Origin of the sequence: Pseudomonas sp. MWU349, from assembly GCF_017947325.1 — a bacterium.
In the GTDB taxonomy this organism is placed as follows: Bacteria; Pseudomonadota; Gammaproteobacteria; order Pseudomonadales; family Pseudomonadaceae; genus Aquipseudomonas; species Aquipseudomonas protegens.
In genome coordinates this window covers 338,914-356,935 of record NZ_JAFEVP010000006.1, presented here as the reverse complement: position 1 = coordinate 356,935, position 18,022 = coordinate 338,914, and the positions used below count along the sequence as shown (strand labels likewise).

Below are 18,022 nucleotides of genomic sequence, written 5' to 3'. Positions count from 1 at the left end.
TGTTTGTCGCTTTGCGGGGCAACCGCCTGTGGTCATGGCGGTTGTCGGGGTGACGAATTGGCGCAGTTTATCAGGAAGTGCTACGCCGACGCTGTGCTCTGAGCCATTGCCGGTCTAGCGAGGCTGTCCGAGCATCCGTCCCACCTGCGCCAGCCAGTGATAGCCCACCATGAACCCGAATCGTACCCAGACACCGGCACAGATGCTCCAGGAGAGGACCCGGGGATAGTCCTTACGAAAAAACTTGCCATAGAAGCGGATCATGCCCCGGTGCTTGTGCCATTCGACGAACACCGGGCGGGTGCGGCTGCAGGCGCCCCAGGCGTGAAATATCCTGGCCTGGGGCACGAAGCAGACTTTCCAGCCTTCCTGGCGAAAGCGCATGCACAGGTCCAGGTCTTCGCAGTGCAGGAAGTAGCCTTCGTCCCAGCCGCCGACGCTGTCCAGGGCTTCGCGCTTGACCAGCATGCAGGCGCCGGAGATGGCTTCTACCTGCGTCGGACGGCTGGGCAGCGGCTCGCGGTGCAGAAGAAAGTCGGAAAACAGTCGCGGCGAGAGCCGAGCCAGGCCCGACAGGTTGAGGGCGCGTACTACGGCTCGCCGTGGGGTGGGGAAGACCCGACGTCCACCGGGCTGTTCGCTACCGTCGAAATTGCACAGCAGGCCACCTGCCATGCCCAGATCCTGGGTGTGGCGCAGGGCGTCGATCATTCCTTGCAGGGCTCCCGGTTGCAACACGGTGTCGGGGTTGAGGAACAGGATGTGTGGCTGCTCGCAGTGGCTGGCGCCTAGGTTGCAGGCCGCGGCGAAGCCGGTGTTGCTTGGGTTGCGCAGGATAAGCAGGCGTTCATCGGTAGCGAACCGGGTGGCAACCTGCTCCAGGCTACCGTCATGGGAGGCATTGTCCACCAGCACCAGCCGGTTGATGTCCTGGGCCAGCACCGAGATCACACAGTCCTCCAGCAGAAGGCCGGCGTTGTAGTTGACCACCACTACATCACAGGAACGCGGCATGGGCCCCCTCGAAGCGTTTTGCCCAAGAGTTGGCTTCGCGGAACTTCAGGGTCTCGGCCAGGGGCTCGGTAAACGTCAGCGCCTGGTGGATGACTCGGGAAATGTCGTCGAGGCTGTCGCTGAGAAACACTCCCGGAAGATGACGCCTGGTGCCCATTTCGCCGAATGCGGTGCTGACCACCGGCAAGCCCAGGGCCCGGTACTCGTAGTATTTGATCGGGTCGACGTAGCGGGTGATGTCGTTGCACTTGAATGGGATCAGGCCGATATCGAACTGGGCCATGGCTTGCAGCGCGGCCTCGTGGGACAGCGCCGGCAAGCACCGGATATTGACCGGCAGTGCCCTGGGCGAAGGTCCGTGCTGGGGGCCGATCAGGCGTACCTCGGCCCCGGGAAAGGCTACGGCCAGGGCAAGCACGAACTCCCAGTCGAACCACTTGGCGAGGGTGCCGATGTAGCCGAACACCGGGCGTGTTCCATGTGCTGCGCGCCGGGATAGGGGCAGGGCGGGCAGGCGTTCGCTGGCGCAGCCATTGAGCAGCAGCCGGGTATCGACCTGTTGCCGCTGCCAGTAGCGCTGCAAAGTCGTGCAAGAGGCCAGGGTGGTGGCCACGGCCCGGGCGGTCTGGTGCTGGCGCCGGTGCATGGCACGGCGCGACCAGCCGCGATAGAACGCCGGTACGTTGTCCATGACGTCATAGAAACTGCCGGCGAAGATCGGTTCCTGCAGCAGTTGCAGGGCCAGCCTCGAAGGTTTGCCGATGCCGAGCTGAGTCGGTGCCTGGGCAAAATGGCGGATCTGTTGCTTGAGCTCCTGCCAGAACAGACGATTGACCCAGCCCGAGCCGGGCAGCGGCTCTATGGGCAGGGCCCGGGGCCTGGCCAGGGTCAGCCAATCCGGTACGGGGACGGTCGGGCCCTGGTATGGCGCGCGGGTAAACAAGTCGGCCAGTACCGGCAAGCGCGTGGGATAGGGTTCGATCCACAGCACGGGGGCTTGGGTGGCCGCATGGAACTGGCGCACCAGTTCATGGGGGCGTTGCGCGAAGCTGTGCCAGCTGACCGGCGACAGGTAGACCAGCCTCATGATGGCTCCCGGGCGGTGTGGGGAGTCCAGGGTCGGCCCCATTTCGCCTCGTACAGAGCCTTGTTGCGCTCAAACAGTTGTTGGCGCTGGCTGCCGGGTATCTGGCTGAACGAGGCAGAAAGATGGTGATGAATGAACACGTCTTCGGCGAAGGCGCAGGACAGCCCTGCTTGCTCGACCCGGCGGCAATAGTCATCGTCTTCGAAAAAGCCCAGGCCGAAGGCTTCATCCAGGGGCCCGACGCGCTCATAGGTCGACCTGGGCATCATGACCGCAAAGAAACCGAGGGTGGCGCAGGGCACTACCTCTCCGGCATGGCGCCAGGTGTACTGGCGGGCGCGGCCAGGCATCTCCTCGAGGCTGCGGTAGCTGATCTCGATCTTAGCCGCGTTGCCGATGTTGTTGGTTACCGGCCCGATCAGGCCGAGCCCCGGGTTGCGTTGCAGGTGGCGGCGCAGGGTCTGCGCCCAGCCGGTGGTGACCTCGGTGTCGTTGTTGAGCAAGACCAGGAACTCGCCCCGAGCCCGGGCCAGGCCCTGATTGTTGGCTGCGGAGAAACCCAGGTTGTCGGGGTTGAGGATGAGCGAGTGAGCGCTGTCGCTGGCCCACTGCCGAAGGAATTCGACGCTGCCGTCGGTGGAGGCATTGTCGACGACAATGATCTCCAGATTGCGGCCCAGAGCATCGGCGGCCAGGCTGGCCAGGCAGGCGCGGGTCAATGCCAGGTTGTTGTAGGTCACTACTATCACGCTGATCAGGGGCTCGGTTTGCTCGCCTTCCACCAGGGCCTTCAACTGTTCTACCCGGTGCTCCCAAGTCTGTTGTGCGGCGAATGCCTGGCGCTGGCGGGTGGGGCTGTCGGAGACAGGCTCCTGCAACGCCAGGGCAATGGCTTCGATAAAGGAGGGGGTATCCCTGGCAATGGATACCTGCTGGCCGAACTCCTGCAGCTCGGGCAGATCCACCGCCACCACCGGCTTGCCGGCACTCAGGTATTCGTAGACCTTGACCGGGTTGGTGGCCAGGGTCAGTGCCTCGATGCGAAACGGCAGGATGCAGACATCGAAGGCATGCAGGTAGGCGGACAGCTGTGCATAGGGGATTTCACCGGTCAGCCTGACGTTGGCATGGCGCTGCAGGCGCGCACCAACCCGCCCGGTATCTGCGCCTATCAGCAGGATCGTGCAGTGGCTGAAGGCTTCGGCGATGGCGGCCACCAGAGCCACATCGAACCACTGGGCGAGCGCGCCGTAGTAGCCGATCACGGGACGGCCTTGCGGGTCCTGATAACACTGGGCCGGGGGCTTGGAAAAATAGGTGAAGTCGGCGGCATTGCGCAATACGGTGCGTTGTCCGGTACGTGCAGGCGGGCAGTGCCGATTCCAGTGGCGTTCCAGCCACGCTGAGGCAAACAGCGTGATATCGGCCTCGCGCAGCAGCTCATGCTCCAATTGCAACAGGTCCGGGGCGTTGTTGCCGAAGCCCTGATGGTCGTCCATGCAGTCATAGACCAGGCGGCTGGCCGGCAGCGCCCCGGCCACGGGGGCCCAGAACGGGTGCTGGACCAGGGAGATCACCTGGCTCGAATGGGCCCAGCTCAATAACTCGCCGATGCTGCGACGCAACTGCTGGACCACGGCCTCTTGCGGGGCTGCGTGGTAGAGGAGCGGGGCTGTGCGTGCAAACAGCCGCACTTCGAACAGCCGCCCTCGGTCATCCAGCGGGCGCAAGGTAAAACCGTCGCGAGCGTCGTCCTCCAGGCTGGCCGAGACATAGAACACCCGGCGTCCGCTGGTGCTCAAGCCGCGGGCCAGGTGCTGGGGACGCTGCTGGCGAAAATCCCAGTCAATGGCACCCCAGACCACGTAATCCGGCCATTGCGGGTCGGCCGCCGGTAGCACGCTACAAGCGGGTACGAAACTCTTGGCGGCCCGCTGATGCCGACGCAGGGCCCGCCAGCCAGGTCCCAGCACGCCGTGATACAGGCGCCGTATCAAGGCTTTCAACAGGTAAGGCAGCGGCAGGCGGTGATAGACCCGACGCCATTGCTGGAGCCGGGTGGTGCTCATTGCCGCGCTCCGGATACAGAGCAAGTCAAAGCACGGACTCCGACTGTTTCGGGGTCGCGGCAACGATCACGAAATCGCTGTTCAGGGTGCCCGACTCGATCAGCCCGTCTTCGATGTCGAACAGCATCTGCAGCACCCGCATCGCCTGGGGGTCATCGGCCTTGAAGTTGCCGGCGATGCCATGCAGCAGAAATTGCAGCAGGGTACCGCCGCAGGTGTTGAGGGCCTGGATCTGGAAGTGCTGTTCCACCACCTTGAGGATGTCCTGGGAGCGCACCGCCTCGGACGGATCAACCTTCACCACCTCTTGTGGATCAGGGAGCGGTACGTTGTTCTGTACCTGGCCGTAGGAACCCTGGACGAAAGAGCGGCGCATGGCCGGGGGAATCAGGGCGAAGGCATGGCTGATGGCTGCGCACTGGGCCTGGTCAAAGGCAAAGTGATTGGCGCCGACATACTCGTTGAAGAACAGCCAGCCGTCGGCCTTCAAGGCCTGGCGGACATTGGCGCAGACCTTTTCCAGTTGGCGAATGTGGTGCAGTGAACCGTTGAACCAGATGGCGTCGTAATGAGCGCTGGGCAGTTGCACCCGCTCGACGTCGGTAAGGCTGTAGTGCAGGGTTCGGGCCCCCAGCGCCACCGCTTCTGCCCGGGCGGTGTCCAGGGCCGCCGGGGCGATATCCACGGCGTCGCAGTCTTCGAAGGCCTGGAGTTTGTAAAGCTCGCGTTCCAGGGTACCGGTGCCGCAGCCGATGCTCAGCATACGCGGCACCGGTAACCGGCCCGCCAGAAAGGTGTCCAGGCAATAGGGTACCCAGTGAGCATGACCGCTGCCGGCCGTGGCCTTTTGCTGATGGCGTTGTTGCACCGCAGGCACTGCCAGCCAGTAGACATCCGCAGAAAACGCATCCGAGCCGGCCTGGTTCTGTGACCAGTGCTCGGCGGTCTGCGCCTTGCGCTGCTCCTCGCTCATGTCGTCTGGAAGAACAGGGGCTGCGACTGCCCGAGCACTGAGCTGTTGAATTATTTTTTTCAGCACGTTCGGCATCTTCCTTGTGGGTGTATCGGGCTGCAGATTCAGTCGGTGAGCTTCATTCCCGTGGCGTCGGCGTTCGCTCTGCGGCGTGCTTGGCGATGGGGTTGCCAGGGCCCCCACTTGCTTTCGAAGTAGGCCTGGTTCTTGTCCCATAACCGCTGGTATTCGCCGCTGGCGATAAGGGACTTGAACGAGGCCTGGCCGTAGTGGTGGATGTAGCTGTCCTCGGCGCATACGGTGCGCAAGCCGGCGGCCTGGACTCGCCGGCTGTAGTCGTCGTCTTCGAACATGCCGATGCCAAAGGCTTCATCCAGCCAGCCCACCTGATCCAGCACTTCGCGGCGCATCGCTACGCAAAACATGGCCAGCATCGGGATGTCGAAGCAGCGCCCGCGATACTGGCTGGTGCGCCGGTCGGCGAAGTCCTCCATGTCGTCGAGGTCCTGGTAGTCGATGCTGACCCGGGCCTCGTTACCCACCGCATTGGTGGTCGGCCCCACCAACCCCACCTCCGGGTCGTCGAGGTGGCGCAGCAGGGGCGCGAGCCAGCCCCTGGGCACTACGGTGTCGTTGTTGAGCAGGACCAGGTAGTGGCCCTGCGCAAGGCGCAGGCCCTGGTTGTTGGCGGCGGCGAAACCCAGGTTCTGTTCGTTGAGCACGATGCTCACATTGGGTTCGCTGCGGGCCAGGTAGCGCAGGTAGTTGCGGGTGGAATCCCGCGAGGCGTTGTCGACGATGATCAGTTGCAGGTTCGGGTAGGCGCAATTGTGCAGCAGGCTGTCGATGCAGCCGCGGGTCAGTTGCACATTGTTGTAGGTGACGATGATTACCGAGACCTTCGGAAACAGTTCGACCAACGCATCGCGCGTGTCTTCGAAGCGTTGCCGCCAATCGTTTTCCCTGGCCAGTGCCAGCCGTTGGTTCCAGCGCTGCAGATCGGTTTCCCCAAGGGCTTTTTCGATCTGCGTGACAAAGGCAGACGGCCCGTCGGCGAAATACAGGTAAGGCTCGTAGATCTGCATCTCCAGCAGCGGCACTGCGACCACGGGCTTGCCGGCGCTGATGAACTCGTAGAACTTCACCGGATCCACCGCGTGGGTCACGTTGTAGAGGCGAAAAGGAATAATGCAGACATCGAAGTGGTACAGGTATTGCGGCATCTGCGCGTAAGGCTTGCGGCCCAGCAGGTGCACATTGGGCAAGTGGTCGAGGCCGGCCAGGTCGCGGACGAACACATCGCCAATGAGCACCAGATTCCACTCTGGTCGTTGCCGGGCGATGGCCGCCACCAGTTCAAAATCGACCCATTCGGCCAGTGCACCATAGAAACCGATGATCGGGCCTTGGAGCTCCTCCAGCAGAGTATTGGGCGTACAGCACCGGGCAAAGAAGTCGAAGTCCACCCCGTTTCTAACCAACTGGCAGCGACGGCTGGTACTGGCCCATTTGTCGTACAGCACGGAGGCGGTGACGGTTACCAGATCGGCCTGCTCCACCAATACCTGTTCCTGGTCCAGCAAGGGCTGACCGATGTTCGGAAAGTCCTGCCATTCGTCCATGCAGTCGTATTGCACGGGCCAGCCGTATGCCTTGCGCAGGTGCAGGGCCAGGCGCGTCCAATAGGGCAGGTGAACCACCGACACCGCCGTATTGATCCGGTAGTCGCTCACCAGGGCCTGCAACGCCTCGGCATTGGCGCGCAGGTTGCCTTCGGTGATGCAGGTGGCGTAGTAGTCCTGCCGTGCATGCCCGCGCAGGGTGACTTCGAAGACCCCGGGAGCGACTGGGTGCACCGCATAGGGCTGCTCTGCCGCGGGTAGCGGCGAAAGGATAATGTAGAACACCCGATAACCCTGGATAGCGAACTGCGTCATCAGTTGCTGTGGTCGCTGGAACCTTGCGGACCAGTCGATATTGGCAAAGCACAGCAGGTCAAAATGCTGAGCAGAAGAGCCGGGTGCTGAGTCCTCCACGATATCGGGCTCCAAGGGAGGGGAAGCCGGCAGAGGCTGGACGAGAGAGGGCAGGTGAGTCGGGTACTCGCTTCCCTCGTTGATCACCCCGTGCCGCAGCAGTTGCATCAGCATGCGCAGGGGGCGGGTCAGGCGCCAGGAGCGCGAGCGCCGCATATGTTCGATATGCGCCAGGGCGGCATCGCGCTGAAGGATGGCCTGTGCGTGCTCGAACCGCAGCAGGGTTGACTCCTGGTCCTGCGAGTGTGATTTAGTCATGGGCGGGCTCGTAGTTGTGCAATGGGCTCTGGTCGCCACTGGGCCACATTGAGCTGAGGGAGCCGGGCCGGTAGAAGGTCACGGTCATGCTGCGCCGTGAAGTCCGGCAATTCGCTGCCACTTGCGTCACCGCATGCCAGGAGTTCTCGGCGCGTACCAGTACTGCCGACGTGCCCACCAGGGGCGGGATCACCGCGACCACATCCGTGGGGTCGGCAGAGCCCAGGATATTCAGGCAGCCACCGTCCTCGATGTCCCAGGAATCGTTGAAATACAGGATATGGGTCACCAGCTTGTCGCCCAGGTCCGGGTGCGGGCCGAGGCAGGCCTGCGGCCCGTAGTGGAAGACATTGACCTCCATGGGAGCGTTTCTGAGGTCCATGTCGGTGAGCGTCGACAGCGCCAGGCGATAGTCCGGTGCGGTCAGGTCGCTGGCCAGCCTGCGCCAGGCCGGGCTCAGGTGCTGCTCGTGGATAATGCGCCCGGTGCCCATTTCCACCAGTTGCCGCGCCTGGTACTCGTAGTCCTTTTCTCCGCCATAGCCGGACACCGTCTTGAAGGAGTCACGGGGATAGGTCGCTACCAGGGCTGCGGCGTCCGCGGGCGAATACAGTTCGGTGATCCGCCCCCAGCGAAAGGGCTGAGTGTGCAAGGGGGCTCTGGTCAGCATTGGCAGATTCAGCATCGTATTCATCTTCCCAATAAATGTTGCAGGCGGCGCCGCAGGGAGCGTAATGGCGCGGTGAGGCGATAGGAGTTGGAGCGATGGATTCGGCCCAGCTCGGCATCGACCCGACTGGTAAATTCCGTTTGGTGGCGGCGTAGTAGCGTCAACTGCTGTACCTGGATTTTCAGCGCATCCAGTTCGGCCTGTTTGCTCAGGATTGCCTCGCGACAGTCCGGGGGAGGGGCCTCCAGCAGGCCGGGCAGGGCTTGCCAGAAGCGGTTAAGCACCTGGCTGGTGGGGCGCGGGCCCTGGGCGATCAGTTCGGCTACCCGGTCCCAATGGCGCTGTACTTGTTCCTGCGCGGCGATCACCTCGGGGCAGGGGCCCGTTTCGCTAAGGTGTTGCAGGAACCATTGGGGATCGATGGGCTGTTCGGCGGGCAGGGGGCGGATACCGCGGTAGGCGCGCAAGGCGGTGTACTTGCCCTGGTTCAGGTTGGCCGAGCAGAAGGCCGGTACGCCGAAGGCCAGGGCGGTGATCGCCAGGTGATAGCTGTGGCCGATGACGCCCTGGGCCTGGGCCAGGATCTCCGCCAGCAGCAGTGGCTCTGGCCAGGCCGGCAGGCGCACGGCCCGTGGCAGGTCGGCTCCGAGAATCGACTCATGGTCCCCGAGCACCGGGCCGATGGGCAACAGCAGCAGCTGCCACTGGCTGAACAGCGCGTTGTGGGTTTTCCATAGCTGGAGAAAGCTCTCCAGGCCGGCAATCGCATGCACCACCAGATAGGGCCCGGTCAGGCTGGCCTCGGCACAGAGTTGGCGATAGGCCGCCGAGGGTTGCTGCCGGTCGATCAGGCTGGGCAGGCCAAAGGCGGTATCCGGCAATACCTCGACCTGGGCCTGCTCACTCAGCGCGGACAGGGTGTTTGCAGACAGGGCGTCGCGCACCCGGACGTGGGGGCTTTGCTCCAGGGTCAGCCTGACCAGGGGGGCCGCCCAGGATGGAATCGGGTTGCAGTGCATGCCGGGGGCGTTCCAGATCAGCGGCACATTGTGTTGCAGGGCCATCAGCGCAGGCGACAGCCAGTACCCGGTGGGGTGGTGGATCTGCGGGTCGGGCGGGTAGTAGTCGGCAGCGATGACCTTGTCGAAGCGAATGATGAAGCCGCCGCCGATCAGCACTGCGTCCAGGCTATCGATGAGCTGGGGCAGTTCACTGACCGAGGTGACGGGGTAGGGCCATTGCGGCGTGCTGCGCGAGTGATAGGAGAACGCGTGCAGGCGCACCTTGCCCAGGCGCGCCTGCAATGCTGCTTCGGCAATGAGGGGGAACAGCAGGTCGCCGTAGTTGGCTACATCGAAGGTACCGAAGATCGCGACTTGCCATTGTGTGTCGCTCATGAACGCTCCTCGACTGCCAGGGGCTGCTGCGATGGGCGGGGGACAGGTTCGATGTGCAGGTCGACGATTCCCAGGAAGTGCTTGTTGCCCGGTAAGGTGTCGAACGCCAGGAGCGCTACCTGTTTTTCAATCAGGTGGGAAGTTTCTTCCGTTTCGCCATTCATCAGCTTGAGCGTGATGTGGTAGCGCCCGGCCGCCAGGTTGGCGGCGAATCGCAGGCACACCGAGGCGCTGCGCCAGCCTTGCCGCGACTCGCCGCATTGCAGGGCAACGTTGACCCCGCTGACCACCAGCAACCGGGCTTCCTGGATGGTCAGGCTGATGTTGGGGCGGGCAATGGCGTCGCTGACCTGGGCCTCGATGGCGATTTCAATCATGTCGCCGTGGGCAAAGCTTGAGTACAGCGCCCCGGTATTGCTGAACACGGCTGAGGTGATCCGCCCTTCAGGGGTGCCGAAGGCCATGCCGTGTTCCGGGTTGAGGGGTGTCTTGGCGCTGACTTGGACGGCGCCTGCGCTGGCCCAGCGGCGCTGTTCGTCACGCATGTCCAGCAGGTACAGCTCGGCCATCGCCTCCGGTGCACCGCTGGCGCGGATTTCGCCATCGCGCAGGTAGAGGGCGCGGTTGCAGAAGCGCTTGACCATGCTCATGTCATGGGACACGAACAGCAGGGTCATGCCTTGTCGGGTCAGGCGTTCCAGGCGTTCCAGGCACTTGAACTGGAAGGAGGCATCGCCGACGGCCAGGGCTTCGTCGACGATCAGGATATCCGGCTCCACGCACACCGAAACGGCAAAGGCCAGGCGCACCAGCATGCCGCTGGAATAGGTCCTGGTGGGCTGGTCGATGAATTCGCCGATGTTGGCGAAGGCGGTGATTTCGTCGAAGCGCGCCTCGATCTCCGCGCGTTTGAGGCCCAATACCGCACCGTTGAGGTAGACGTTCTCGCGGCCGCTGAACTCTGGATTGAACCCCGAGCCCAGCTCCAGCAGGGCGGCGATCCGCCCATGGCTGGTCACGCTGCCCGTGGAGGCGGTGCTGGTGCGGCAGATCAGCTGCAGCAAGGTCGACTTGCCGCTGCCGTTGCGGCCGATGATGCCCAGGGTTTCGCCCTTGCGCACTTCCAACGCAACGTCCTTCAAGGCCCAGAATTCGCGGTAACGCTGCTTGCCGCGGGGCAGCAGCAGCTGCAGCAGGCGGTCGCGGGGCTTGTCGTAGATCGGGTAGCACTTGCCCAGGCCCTGGGCCTTGATCGCCAGTTCAGAGCACATCGGCGAACCCCGGACGGGTTTTTTCGAACCATGCCCATCCCAGGAAGGCCACGCCGAGCGCGACGCTCAGCTCTATCAGCCACAGGCCTAGATCGGGCACCACGCCCCAGATCAGAACGTCGCGGGAGGACTCGATCACCAGGGTCAAGGGGTTCAGGTAGAGCCAGTGCCGATAGGCCTCGGGCAGGGCGCTCAGTGGATAGAACACCGCCGACATCAGCAGCAGGGCCGACATCAGTACACCGATGACCTGGCCAACATCCCGCAGGTAGACCCCCAGGGAGGCGAGGACCCAGGACAACCCGAGGGTGAACAGCACCAGGGGCAGCAGCACCAGGGGAAACAGCAGAGCGGTGGGCGGCGGCAGGCCGAAGGCCAGGAGGTGGAACAGCAGCCAGACGGCAAAGCTCACCAGCGTGTGGAACAGCACCGCCCCGAGCATCACGCAGGGAAGCATGTCCAGGGGGAACATCACCTTCTTCACATAGTTGACGTGGCTCAGGATCAGCCCGGGGGCTCGGGTGAGGCATTCGGAGAACAGGTTGAAGACCATCATCCCGGTGAACACCAGCAGGGCGAACTGGGTGTTCGAGTCGTTCTCGGTTCCCCAACGCACCTTGAACACCACGCTGAACACGAAGGTGTACACCAGCAACATGAGCAAGGGGTTGAGAAAGGACCAGAGCAGGCCGGCGATCGAGCCGCGGTAGCGGCCTATCACTTCGCGTTCGATCAGCGCCCGCAGCAGTTCGCGATGACGCCAGGGCCTGAAGGTGAAACGCTGCAGCGTGGTACTTCCGGTCAACTCCCGCTCCTTGGGGCCAGCTTCCAGCACCACCCCATGCTCGACAAGGGGCATGGGTGAACGGGTGGTGATTCGAAGCGAAGGATTTTGTGAATTGTTTATAGACCCGAAATGCAGGAAGTGAAGGTGTCGTTACAGCTTTTTTTGATGAGCGGCGGGCGCACGTGGATGAGTGGCAAAACAACCGCGAGGGTATTGCCCGCTGCGGGTGCTTGGGCTCGGTGGTAGAGAGCCGGGTGGCCCAGGCGGGCAGGGGCGTGCACGGTGCCGTGCTGTTCGGGGTCGCCATAGCACCCATGGCGGCCAGCCAGTTGGGGGCAGGGCTGTGTGCCCTGGGGGAGGAATACGGTTTGCCACCGTTGCCGGATGCCCAGTACCGTCTGTTCAACGCGCCTGAAGCGGATCAGACTGTGCTGGTGGCGCTGTCCTAGGTGTCTGTCGAATATCGCTCAGGCCGTCGATCGGCACTTTAAGCATTGCCCGCGGTGGCCGATAACCCCAGGGTGGAGCCGGGCCGTTCAAGGTTGCTGCCTGAACTCCCGGCCCGGGGCCGCGGCCAGAAAACCTATACTGTGCAGGGCGTTGGCCGTTCAGCCAGTCTCGAAAACAACCAGGGACCCGCCCTGTAGCCCAGGCCACTCCCGTCAGGACGACCCTTTTGCCTGTTCCCATCTACGATCCTCATCATCCCCCTGGCGGAACCCTGAAGCGCTTGCCGCTGCTCAAGGCCGCGGTGGCCTTCATCGCAACCGTGTTTCTGTGCCTGTGCGGGCTGTTGTACCTGCAACTGGAACAGTCCTGGCGTCACGACCTGATGCAGGCGGAAGTCAATTCCACCAACCTGACCCGGGCCATTGCCCAGCAGGCCGAAGACACGTTCATGGAAGCCGACCTGGTGCTGATGAGCCTGTCCGAATGGATCCAGGCCCTGGGCGATGGCCCTGAGCAGCAGCCCCGCTTGCAGGGCATATTCGCCCGGCGGGTGCAGGCCCTGACCCAGCTCAGCGAGGTATTTCTCTATGACCGGGACGGTCAGTGGGTGGTCAGTTCCTTTGGTGATTCGCCCCATGGCAACGATGTGGCAGACCGCGACTACTTTCGTTTCCATCAGCAGAATGCTTCGTTGCTGGCTCACATCAGCCCGGCCATCCGCAGCCGGGCCAATGGCGAATGGATCATTCCCATCTCGCGGCGGCTCAACGATAGCCAGGGGAATTTCCAGGGGGTGCTGATGGCGGGCATCAAACTGGCGTATTTCGATCAGTTCTTCACCAGTTTCAATATCGACGAGCAGGGCGCCATGTTCCTTGCCCTGTCCGACGGTACGCTGATTGCGCGGCGGCCCTTCGAAGAGCGGCAGATCGGTGCTTCCCTGGCCCGCGGCGAGATCTTCAGCAAGTACTTGCCCGAGGCCACCACCGGCAACGCCATGATCACCTCGATTGTTGATGGGGTGACGCGCCTGTACGGCTATCGGCAGTTGCAGGCCTATCCCCTGGTGGTGGCCGCGGCCAACTCCAAGGACTCGGTGCTCAAGGGCTGGTATGCCTCGGCCTACCAGTCCACGGCCATCGTCGCCCTGGTGCTGCTGGGGGTCGGCCTGTTCGGCTGGGTCTTCGTGCAGCAGGTGCGCAACAACGAGCGGATCGAGGCAGATCTGCGCGAGGCCCAGGAGGCTCTGGAGGTGATCGCCACCCATGACAGCCTTACCGGTCTGGCCAACCGCCGCTTGTTCGAGCGCGCCCTGACCGTGGAGTTTGGCCGTGGTGCGCGGCAACGCAGCCCGTTGAGCCTGGTCATGGTCGATATCGACTATTTCAAGCGCTACAACGATACCTACGGGCATGTGGCGGGCGATCACTGCCTGACCGAGGTGGCCCAGGCGCTCAAAGGCTGCTGCCAGCGCAAGGCTGACCTGGCCGTACGCTATGGTGGCGAAGAGTTTGCGGTGTTGCTGCCCGACACCGACATTCATGGTGCGCTGGCCATGGCCGAGCAGATTCGCCGCAGTGTCATGCAGCGCAACATCGCCCATTCCGGCTCACCGGTGGGCTGCGTGACGGTCAGCCTGGGCTGCTACGCCTTCGTGCCGACGGGCCGCGACAGCATCGAGATGTTTATCGAAAGGGCCGACGCAGCCCTGTATCAAGCCAAGGCCACGGGCCGCAATCGGGCCATGGCGCTGGCGGCGGACCACATCGGGGAGCCGTTGCAGCGCTCCGATCGCTGACGGCTACCAGCGTTTGCAGAACACCTGGTTGGCATAGGCGTTGCCGCCAAACTCGTAGGCGGTGCTACCGGCGCAGACGTAGCCCTGGGCCTGATAGAAGGCCCGCGCCCTGTGGTTCTGTGCCCAGACGGCGAGCCACAGGCAGGGCCTGTCGCTGGCTTGCAGCCGTTCTTCCACCTGTTGCAGCAGCGCCTGGCCAACGCCTTGCCGATGGGCATGGCGCTGCACGTACAGGCGCACCAGCTCCATCCCATCGTCCAGGCCGGCAAACGGCGCCCGGGTGTTGCCGGCGATTTCCGCGAAGCCCAGCAGGTGCCCGTTACGCTCGGCCAGCAACAGGCTTCTGTGGGGATCCTCAAGGCGCTGGCGGAACTGTGCCGGGGCGTAGACGCTCAGGGCTTCCTCGGCCAGGTCGCTGCGCATGCCGTCGGTGGCATAGGTGTCGAGAAAGACCTGGGTGGCCAGGCCACTGATGCACAGCGCGTCCTCGCGCTGGGCAGGGCGTAGGGTGAAATCGACGGGCATGCTACATCCTTGTGGGGGCTTGTAAGGGTGAGGCCTCAGGCTTGGCTGAGGCGTTGTTGCAGGCGCTGGCGCACGGCGGGCCACTCGTCGTCGATGATGCTGAAACGCACGGAATTGCGCTTGCGTCCGTCGGGCATGATGCGCTCGTGCCGCACTATGCCTTCCTGTTGGGCACCGAGGCGCAGGATCGCCGCGCGGGAGGTGTGATTGATCTCGTCGGTCGTGAACTGCACCCGCACGCAGTTCATGTCGTCAAAGGCATGGCACAGCATCAGGTACTTGGCCTCGGTGTTGACGAAGCTGCGCTGCCAGCGGCTGGCGATCCAGGTGCTGCCGATCTCCAGCTTGCGGTTGTGCCGGTCGATCTTCCAGAAGCGCGTGCAGCCGATGACTTCGCCCGTGCTCCTGAGCACGGTAGCGAACGGCAATACGCTGCCGGCATCACGGCCCTCGAGCGCCACGTCGAGGTAGCGTTCGACGGTGTCGGGGGAAGGCACTACGGTGAAAGGCAGGTTCCACAGCTCACCGTCCCGGGCGGCGTTGACCAGGGCGTCGGCATCACTGCGTTGCAACGGGCGCAGGATGATTCGCGGGCCTTCCAGTGAGTGCATGGCGCAGGGTTCTCCAGCGGGAGCGACGGGGCACTTATTACAGAGTCGCCCTCGGCGCTTGGCAAGAGCCAATCCGGGGCCAATGCGATAAAAAATATCAGCCGAATTGATTGTCCGGGCTCGCCGCTTCTGGCTTATACATAACGCCGACTGCCGGGGCTTGTCGCGACCCCGGGCGACCCTCATTTCAAGGATTTGTGCATGAGCCAGCCGCACCTGATGAACTTCGACCTGTACCTGCAGCAACTGGGCTACCCACAGGCGCCAGCGCCGACCCTGGAAACCCTGCGGGAGCTGCAATGGCGCCATGTCTGTCGTTTTGCCTTCGAAAGCCTTTCGACCCTGTTGCGGGTTCCGGTGCCCATCGACCTGGCCTCGGTGGAGCGCAAGATTCTCCACGAGGGGCGCGGTGGCTACTGCTATGAACTCAACCAGGCCTTCCTGGTGCTGTTGCAGCACCTGGGTTTCGATGCCCGGGGCATCACCGGGCGGGTGGTGATGGGGGCGCCGGAAGAGGCGCTGACCGCTCGCAGCCACCGTCTGGCGCTGGTGCACCTGGAGGGCCAGCGCTACATCGTCGATGTCGGCTTTGGCGGCATGGTGCCCACCGCGCCTTTGTTGCTGGATACCGAGCAAGAACAGGCAACACCCCACGAGCCTTATCGCATTACCCTGCGCGAAGGCAGCTACACCTTGCGCGCCAAGGTCATGGATGAATGGCGGGCGATGTACGTTTTTGACCTGCAACTGCAGGGCGATGTGGATTACGAGATGGGTAACTGGTACGTCTCGACCCACCCGGACTCTCCTTTCCTCGGCCAATTGAAGGTGGCGCTGATGGGGCCGGGAATACGCCGTACCTTGAACAATGGCAGCTACGCCCTGCATCGGATGGGGCAGCCCAGCGAGCGGTGGCAGATCACCGATGCAGGGGAGCTGATGAGCCTGTTGCAGGACGAGTTTGCCCTGCGCCTGCCGGCCCACCCCGAACTGCCGCGGGTTCTCGAGCAGTTGCTGGAGGCCTGATTTCACGGGGTCTACAACAGCCAGGCGGTGTCCGCGGTTCCGGTCGGTTGTCCACGCGGCCGTCCAGGTGCAGTTGCTGCGTTTGCCGTCGCCGGTCCGGCCCACGGTAGGGCCGTATTGCACCCAATGTGTACAAGATCGGGGTTCTGGCCAACCGATCGCACCCCACCAGCAGCAGATAAGCCGATCCGGCAACGGGATCGGCTTTTTTATCCTGTTTTTTCAACCAGTAGAGCAGCCCTCAAAGCCTCGATTGAAGAGGGGTGGATCGGATCGGGGCTGGTTTCAGCGAGGGCTCTGGGGCGCCTTTACAGGCCGACAAGGAGCCAATATCCGAGTGTCTTGCGTGCAATAGCCCGGGTTGATCGGCGGGGAAAACCCGAATGACAAACTGTATACAATCCTATGGACAGTTGTCTTGGATGTTGCATACAGTGTGCCCATAACAAAAACAGGGAACCCCACACCATGAATACCCCCCAGGTTTCACAACAGCGGCCCGAAGACGAAAATTTGGGTGTTGGCGCCAACATGGCTTATGGCCTGCAACACGTGCTGACCATGTATGGCGGCATCGTTGCCGTGCCACTGATCGTCGGCCAGGCGGCGGGCCTGTCGCCTTCGGAGATTGGCTTGCTGATCGCTGCTTCGCTGTTCGCAGGAGGGCTGGCAACCTTGTTGCAGACCCTTGGCGTGCCGTTTTTCGGCTGTAAGCTGCCGTTGGTGCAAGGGGTGTCCTTCGCGGGCGTGTCGACCATGGTGGCGATTGTTACCAGTGGCGGCGAGGGCGGCTTCCAGTCGATTCTCGGTGCGGTGATCGTCGCTTCGCTGATCGGCCTGCTGATCACACCGGTGTTCTCGCGGATCACCAAATTCTTTCCACCGCTGGTCACTGGCATCGTCATCACCACCATCGGCCTGACGCTGATGCCGGTGGCGGCGCGCTGGGCCATGGGTGGCAACAGCCGGGCCCCGGACTTCGGCAGCATGTCGAACATTGGCCTGGCGGCGGTGACCCTGGTGCTGGTGCTGCTGTTGAGCAAGATCGGCAGCGCGGCGATTTCCCGTCTATCGATTCTCCTGGCCATGATCATCGGCACGGTGATCGCACTGTTCCTGGGCATGGCGGACTTCTCCGGGGTCACCCAAGGGCCGATGTTCGGCCTTCCCACGCCATTCCACTTCGGCATGCCGACCTTTCATGTCGCGGCGATCCTGTCGATGTGCATCGTGGTCATGGTGACGCTGGTGGAAACCTCGGCGGACATCCTGGCCGTGGGTGAAATCATCCACACCAAGGTCGACTCCAAGCGCCTGGGCAACGGCCTGCGCGCCGACATGCTGTCGAGCATGATTGCGCCGATCTTCGGTTCCTTCACCCAGAGCGCCTTCGCCCAGAACGTCGGGCTGGTGGCGGTCACCGGCATCAAGAGCCGCTTCGTGGTGGCCACCGGTGGGCTGTTCCTGGTAATCCTCGGCCTGCTGCCGTTCATGGGGCGGGTGATCGCCGCGGTGCCGACTTCGGTGCTGGGTGGCGCCGGTATCGTGCTGTTCGGTACCGTGGCGGCCAGTGGCATCCGAACCCTGTCCCGGGTCGACTACCGCAACAACATGAACCTGATCATCGTTGCCACCTCCATCGGCTTCGGCATGATCCCGATTGCCGCGCCGAGCTTCTACGATCATTTCCCCAGCTGGTTCGCCACCATCTTCCACTCGGGCATCAGCTCATCGGCGATCATGGCGATCCTCTTGAACCTGGCGTTCAACCACTTCACTGCGGGCAACTCCGACCAGCAGTCGGTGTTCGTCGCCGGCACCGAGCGCAGCCTGCGCTTCCAGGACGTTGCCGTGCTGCGTGAGGGTGACTACTTCAGTGGCGGCAAGCTGCACGATGCCGAGGGCAATGAAGTGCCTCTGGTAGGCGAGGAGCCGGGCCACTCACCAAACCAGGCCGGCGATGGTTCGCACCCGAGCCATGCGCGCGGCAGTGTCGAAGCCACTCACTGAAGTCCAGTACCGCGGCCATAAAAAAACCGGCGCCCTCAGG

15 protein-coding genes are annotated in these 18,022 nt (G+C 63.3%); 4 read left to right on the top strand and 11 right to left on the bottom strand.

Annotated features, from left to right (window positions below; all coding sequences use genetic code 11):
- Positions 1-114 precede the first annotated feature (114 nt).
- The 9 genes from KCG88_RS24865 to KCG88_RS24825 all read right to left on the bottom strand — a co-directional run bounded on the left by KCG88_RS24865 (position 115) and on the right by KCG88_RS24825 (position 11,580).
- Positions 115-1,014, bottom strand: a complete 900-nt coding sequence (locus KCG88_RS24865) for a glycosyltransferase family 2 protein (protein ID WP_047285011.1) — start codon at positions 1,012-1,014, stop codon at positions 115-117.
- Positions 998-2,101 carry a hypothetical protein gene (locus tag KCG88_RS24860; RefSeq protein ID WP_210713338.1) on the bottom strand — a complete coding sequence of 368 codons (1,104 nt, stop codon included), beginning with the start codon at positions 2,099-2,101 and terminating at the stop codon, positions 998-1,000. Before KCG88_RS24860 ends, KCG88_RS24865 begins: the two co-directional genes overlap by 17 nt.
- Positions 2,098-4,170 (bottom strand): glycosyltransferase, encoded by a 2,073-nt coding sequence (locus tag KCG88_RS24855; RefSeq protein ID WP_210713337.1) that lies wholly within the window; start codon positions 4,168-4,170, stop codon positions 2,098-2,100. The genes KCG88_RS24860 and KCG88_RS24855 overlap by 4 nt, the downstream gene beginning before the upstream one ends.
- Before the next feature lie 25 nt (positions 4,171-4,195).
- Positions 4,196-5,143 carry a class I SAM-dependent methyltransferase gene (locus tag KCG88_RS24850; RefSeq protein ID WP_047336195.1) on the bottom strand — a complete coding sequence of 316 codons (948 nt, stop codon included), beginning with the start codon at positions 5,141-5,143 and terminating at the stop codon, positions 4,196-4,198.
- A 104-nt stretch (positions 5,144-5,247) separates the two neighbouring features.
- Positions 5,248-7,437 carry a glycosyltransferase gene (locus tag KCG88_RS24845; protein ID WP_210713336.1) on the bottom strand — a complete coding sequence of 730 codons (2,190 nt, stop codon included), beginning with the start codon at positions 7,435-7,437 and terminating at the stop codon, positions 5,248-5,250.
- Entirely contained in the window at positions 7,430-8,122 is a 693-nt protein-coding gene (locus tag KCG88_RS24840) for a 2OG-Fe(II) oxygenase family protein (protein ID WP_210713335.1), read from the bottom strand. Before KCG88_RS24840 ends, KCG88_RS24845 begins: the two co-directional genes overlap by 8 nt.
- A gap of 5 nt (positions 8,123-8,127) precedes the next feature.
- Positions 8,128-9,504, bottom strand: a complete 1,377-nt coding sequence (locus KCG88_RS24835) for a polysaccharide pyruvyl transferase family protein (protein WP_047336198.1) — start codon at positions 9,502-9,504, stop codon at positions 8,128-8,130.
- Positions 9,501-10,775 carry an ABC transporter ATP-binding protein gene (locus KCG88_RS24830; protein ID WP_210713334.1) on the bottom strand — a complete coding sequence of 425 codons (1,275 nt, stop codon included), beginning with the start codon at positions 10,773-10,775 and terminating at the stop codon, positions 9,501-9,503. The genes KCG88_RS24835 and KCG88_RS24830 overlap by 4 nt, the downstream gene beginning before the upstream one ends.
- A complete protein-coding gene (locus tag KCG88_RS24825) occupies positions 10,765-11,580 on the bottom strand; it encodes an ABC transporter permease (protein ID WP_047285027.1) in 816 nt (271 codons plus the stop codon). Before KCG88_RS24825 ends, KCG88_RS24830 begins: the two co-directional genes overlap by 11 nt.
- 164 nt (positions 11,581-11,744) lie before the next feature.
- Between KCG88_RS24825 and KCG88_RS31000 the strand changes: the two genes are divergently transcribed.
- Positions 11,745-12,011, top strand: a complete 267-nt coding sequence (locus tag KCG88_RS31000) for a hypothetical protein (RefSeq protein ID WP_047336201.1) — start codon at positions 11,745-11,747, stop codon at positions 12,009-12,011.
- 227 nt (positions 12,012-12,238) lie between these two features.
- The gene (locus KCG88_RS24815) at positions 12,239-13,810 is read left to right on the top strand and encodes a GGDEF domain-containing protein (protein WP_210713333.1); all 1,572 of its coding nucleotides are present in this window, start codon (positions 12,239-12,241) and stop codon (positions 13,808-13,810) included.
- Positions 13,811-13,813: 3 nt separating this feature from the next.
- Here the strand turns inward: KCG88_RS24815 and KCG88_RS24810 are convergent, their stop codons facing one another.
- Together KCG88_RS24810 and KCG88_RS24805 are read right to left on the bottom strand one after the other, a co-directional pair.
- Positions 13,814-14,335 (bottom strand): GNAT family N-acetyltransferase, encoded by a 522-nt coding sequence (locus KCG88_RS24810; protein WP_047285032.1) that lies wholly within the window; start codon positions 14,333-14,335, stop codon positions 13,814-13,816.
- Positions 14,336-14,370: 35 nt separating this feature from the next.
- On the bottom strand, positions 14,371-14,946 hold the full coding sequence (locus KCG88_RS24805; RefSeq protein WP_015634883.1) for a GNAT family protein: 576 nt from the start codon (positions 14,944-14,946) through the stop codon (positions 14,371-14,373).
- Positions 14,947-15,147: 201 nt separating this feature from the next.
- Here KCG88_RS24805 and KCG88_RS24800 point away from each other — a divergent pair, with 201 nt between their 5' ends.
- Both KCG88_RS24800 and KCG88_RS24795 read left to right on the top strand, forming a co-directional pair.
- A complete protein-coding gene (locus tag KCG88_RS24800) occupies positions 15,148-15,972 on the top strand; it encodes an arylamine N-acetyltransferase (RefSeq protein WP_210713332.1) in 825 nt (274 codons plus the stop codon).
- 468 nt (positions 15,973-16,440) lie between these two features.
- Positions 16,441-17,982 (top strand): nucleobase:cation symporter-2 family protein, encoded by a 1,542-nt coding sequence (locus KCG88_RS24795; RefSeq protein WP_047285036.1) that lies wholly within the window; start codon positions 16,441-16,443, stop codon positions 17,980-17,982.
- The last annotated feature ends 40 nt before the right edge of the window (positions 17,983-18,022 follow it).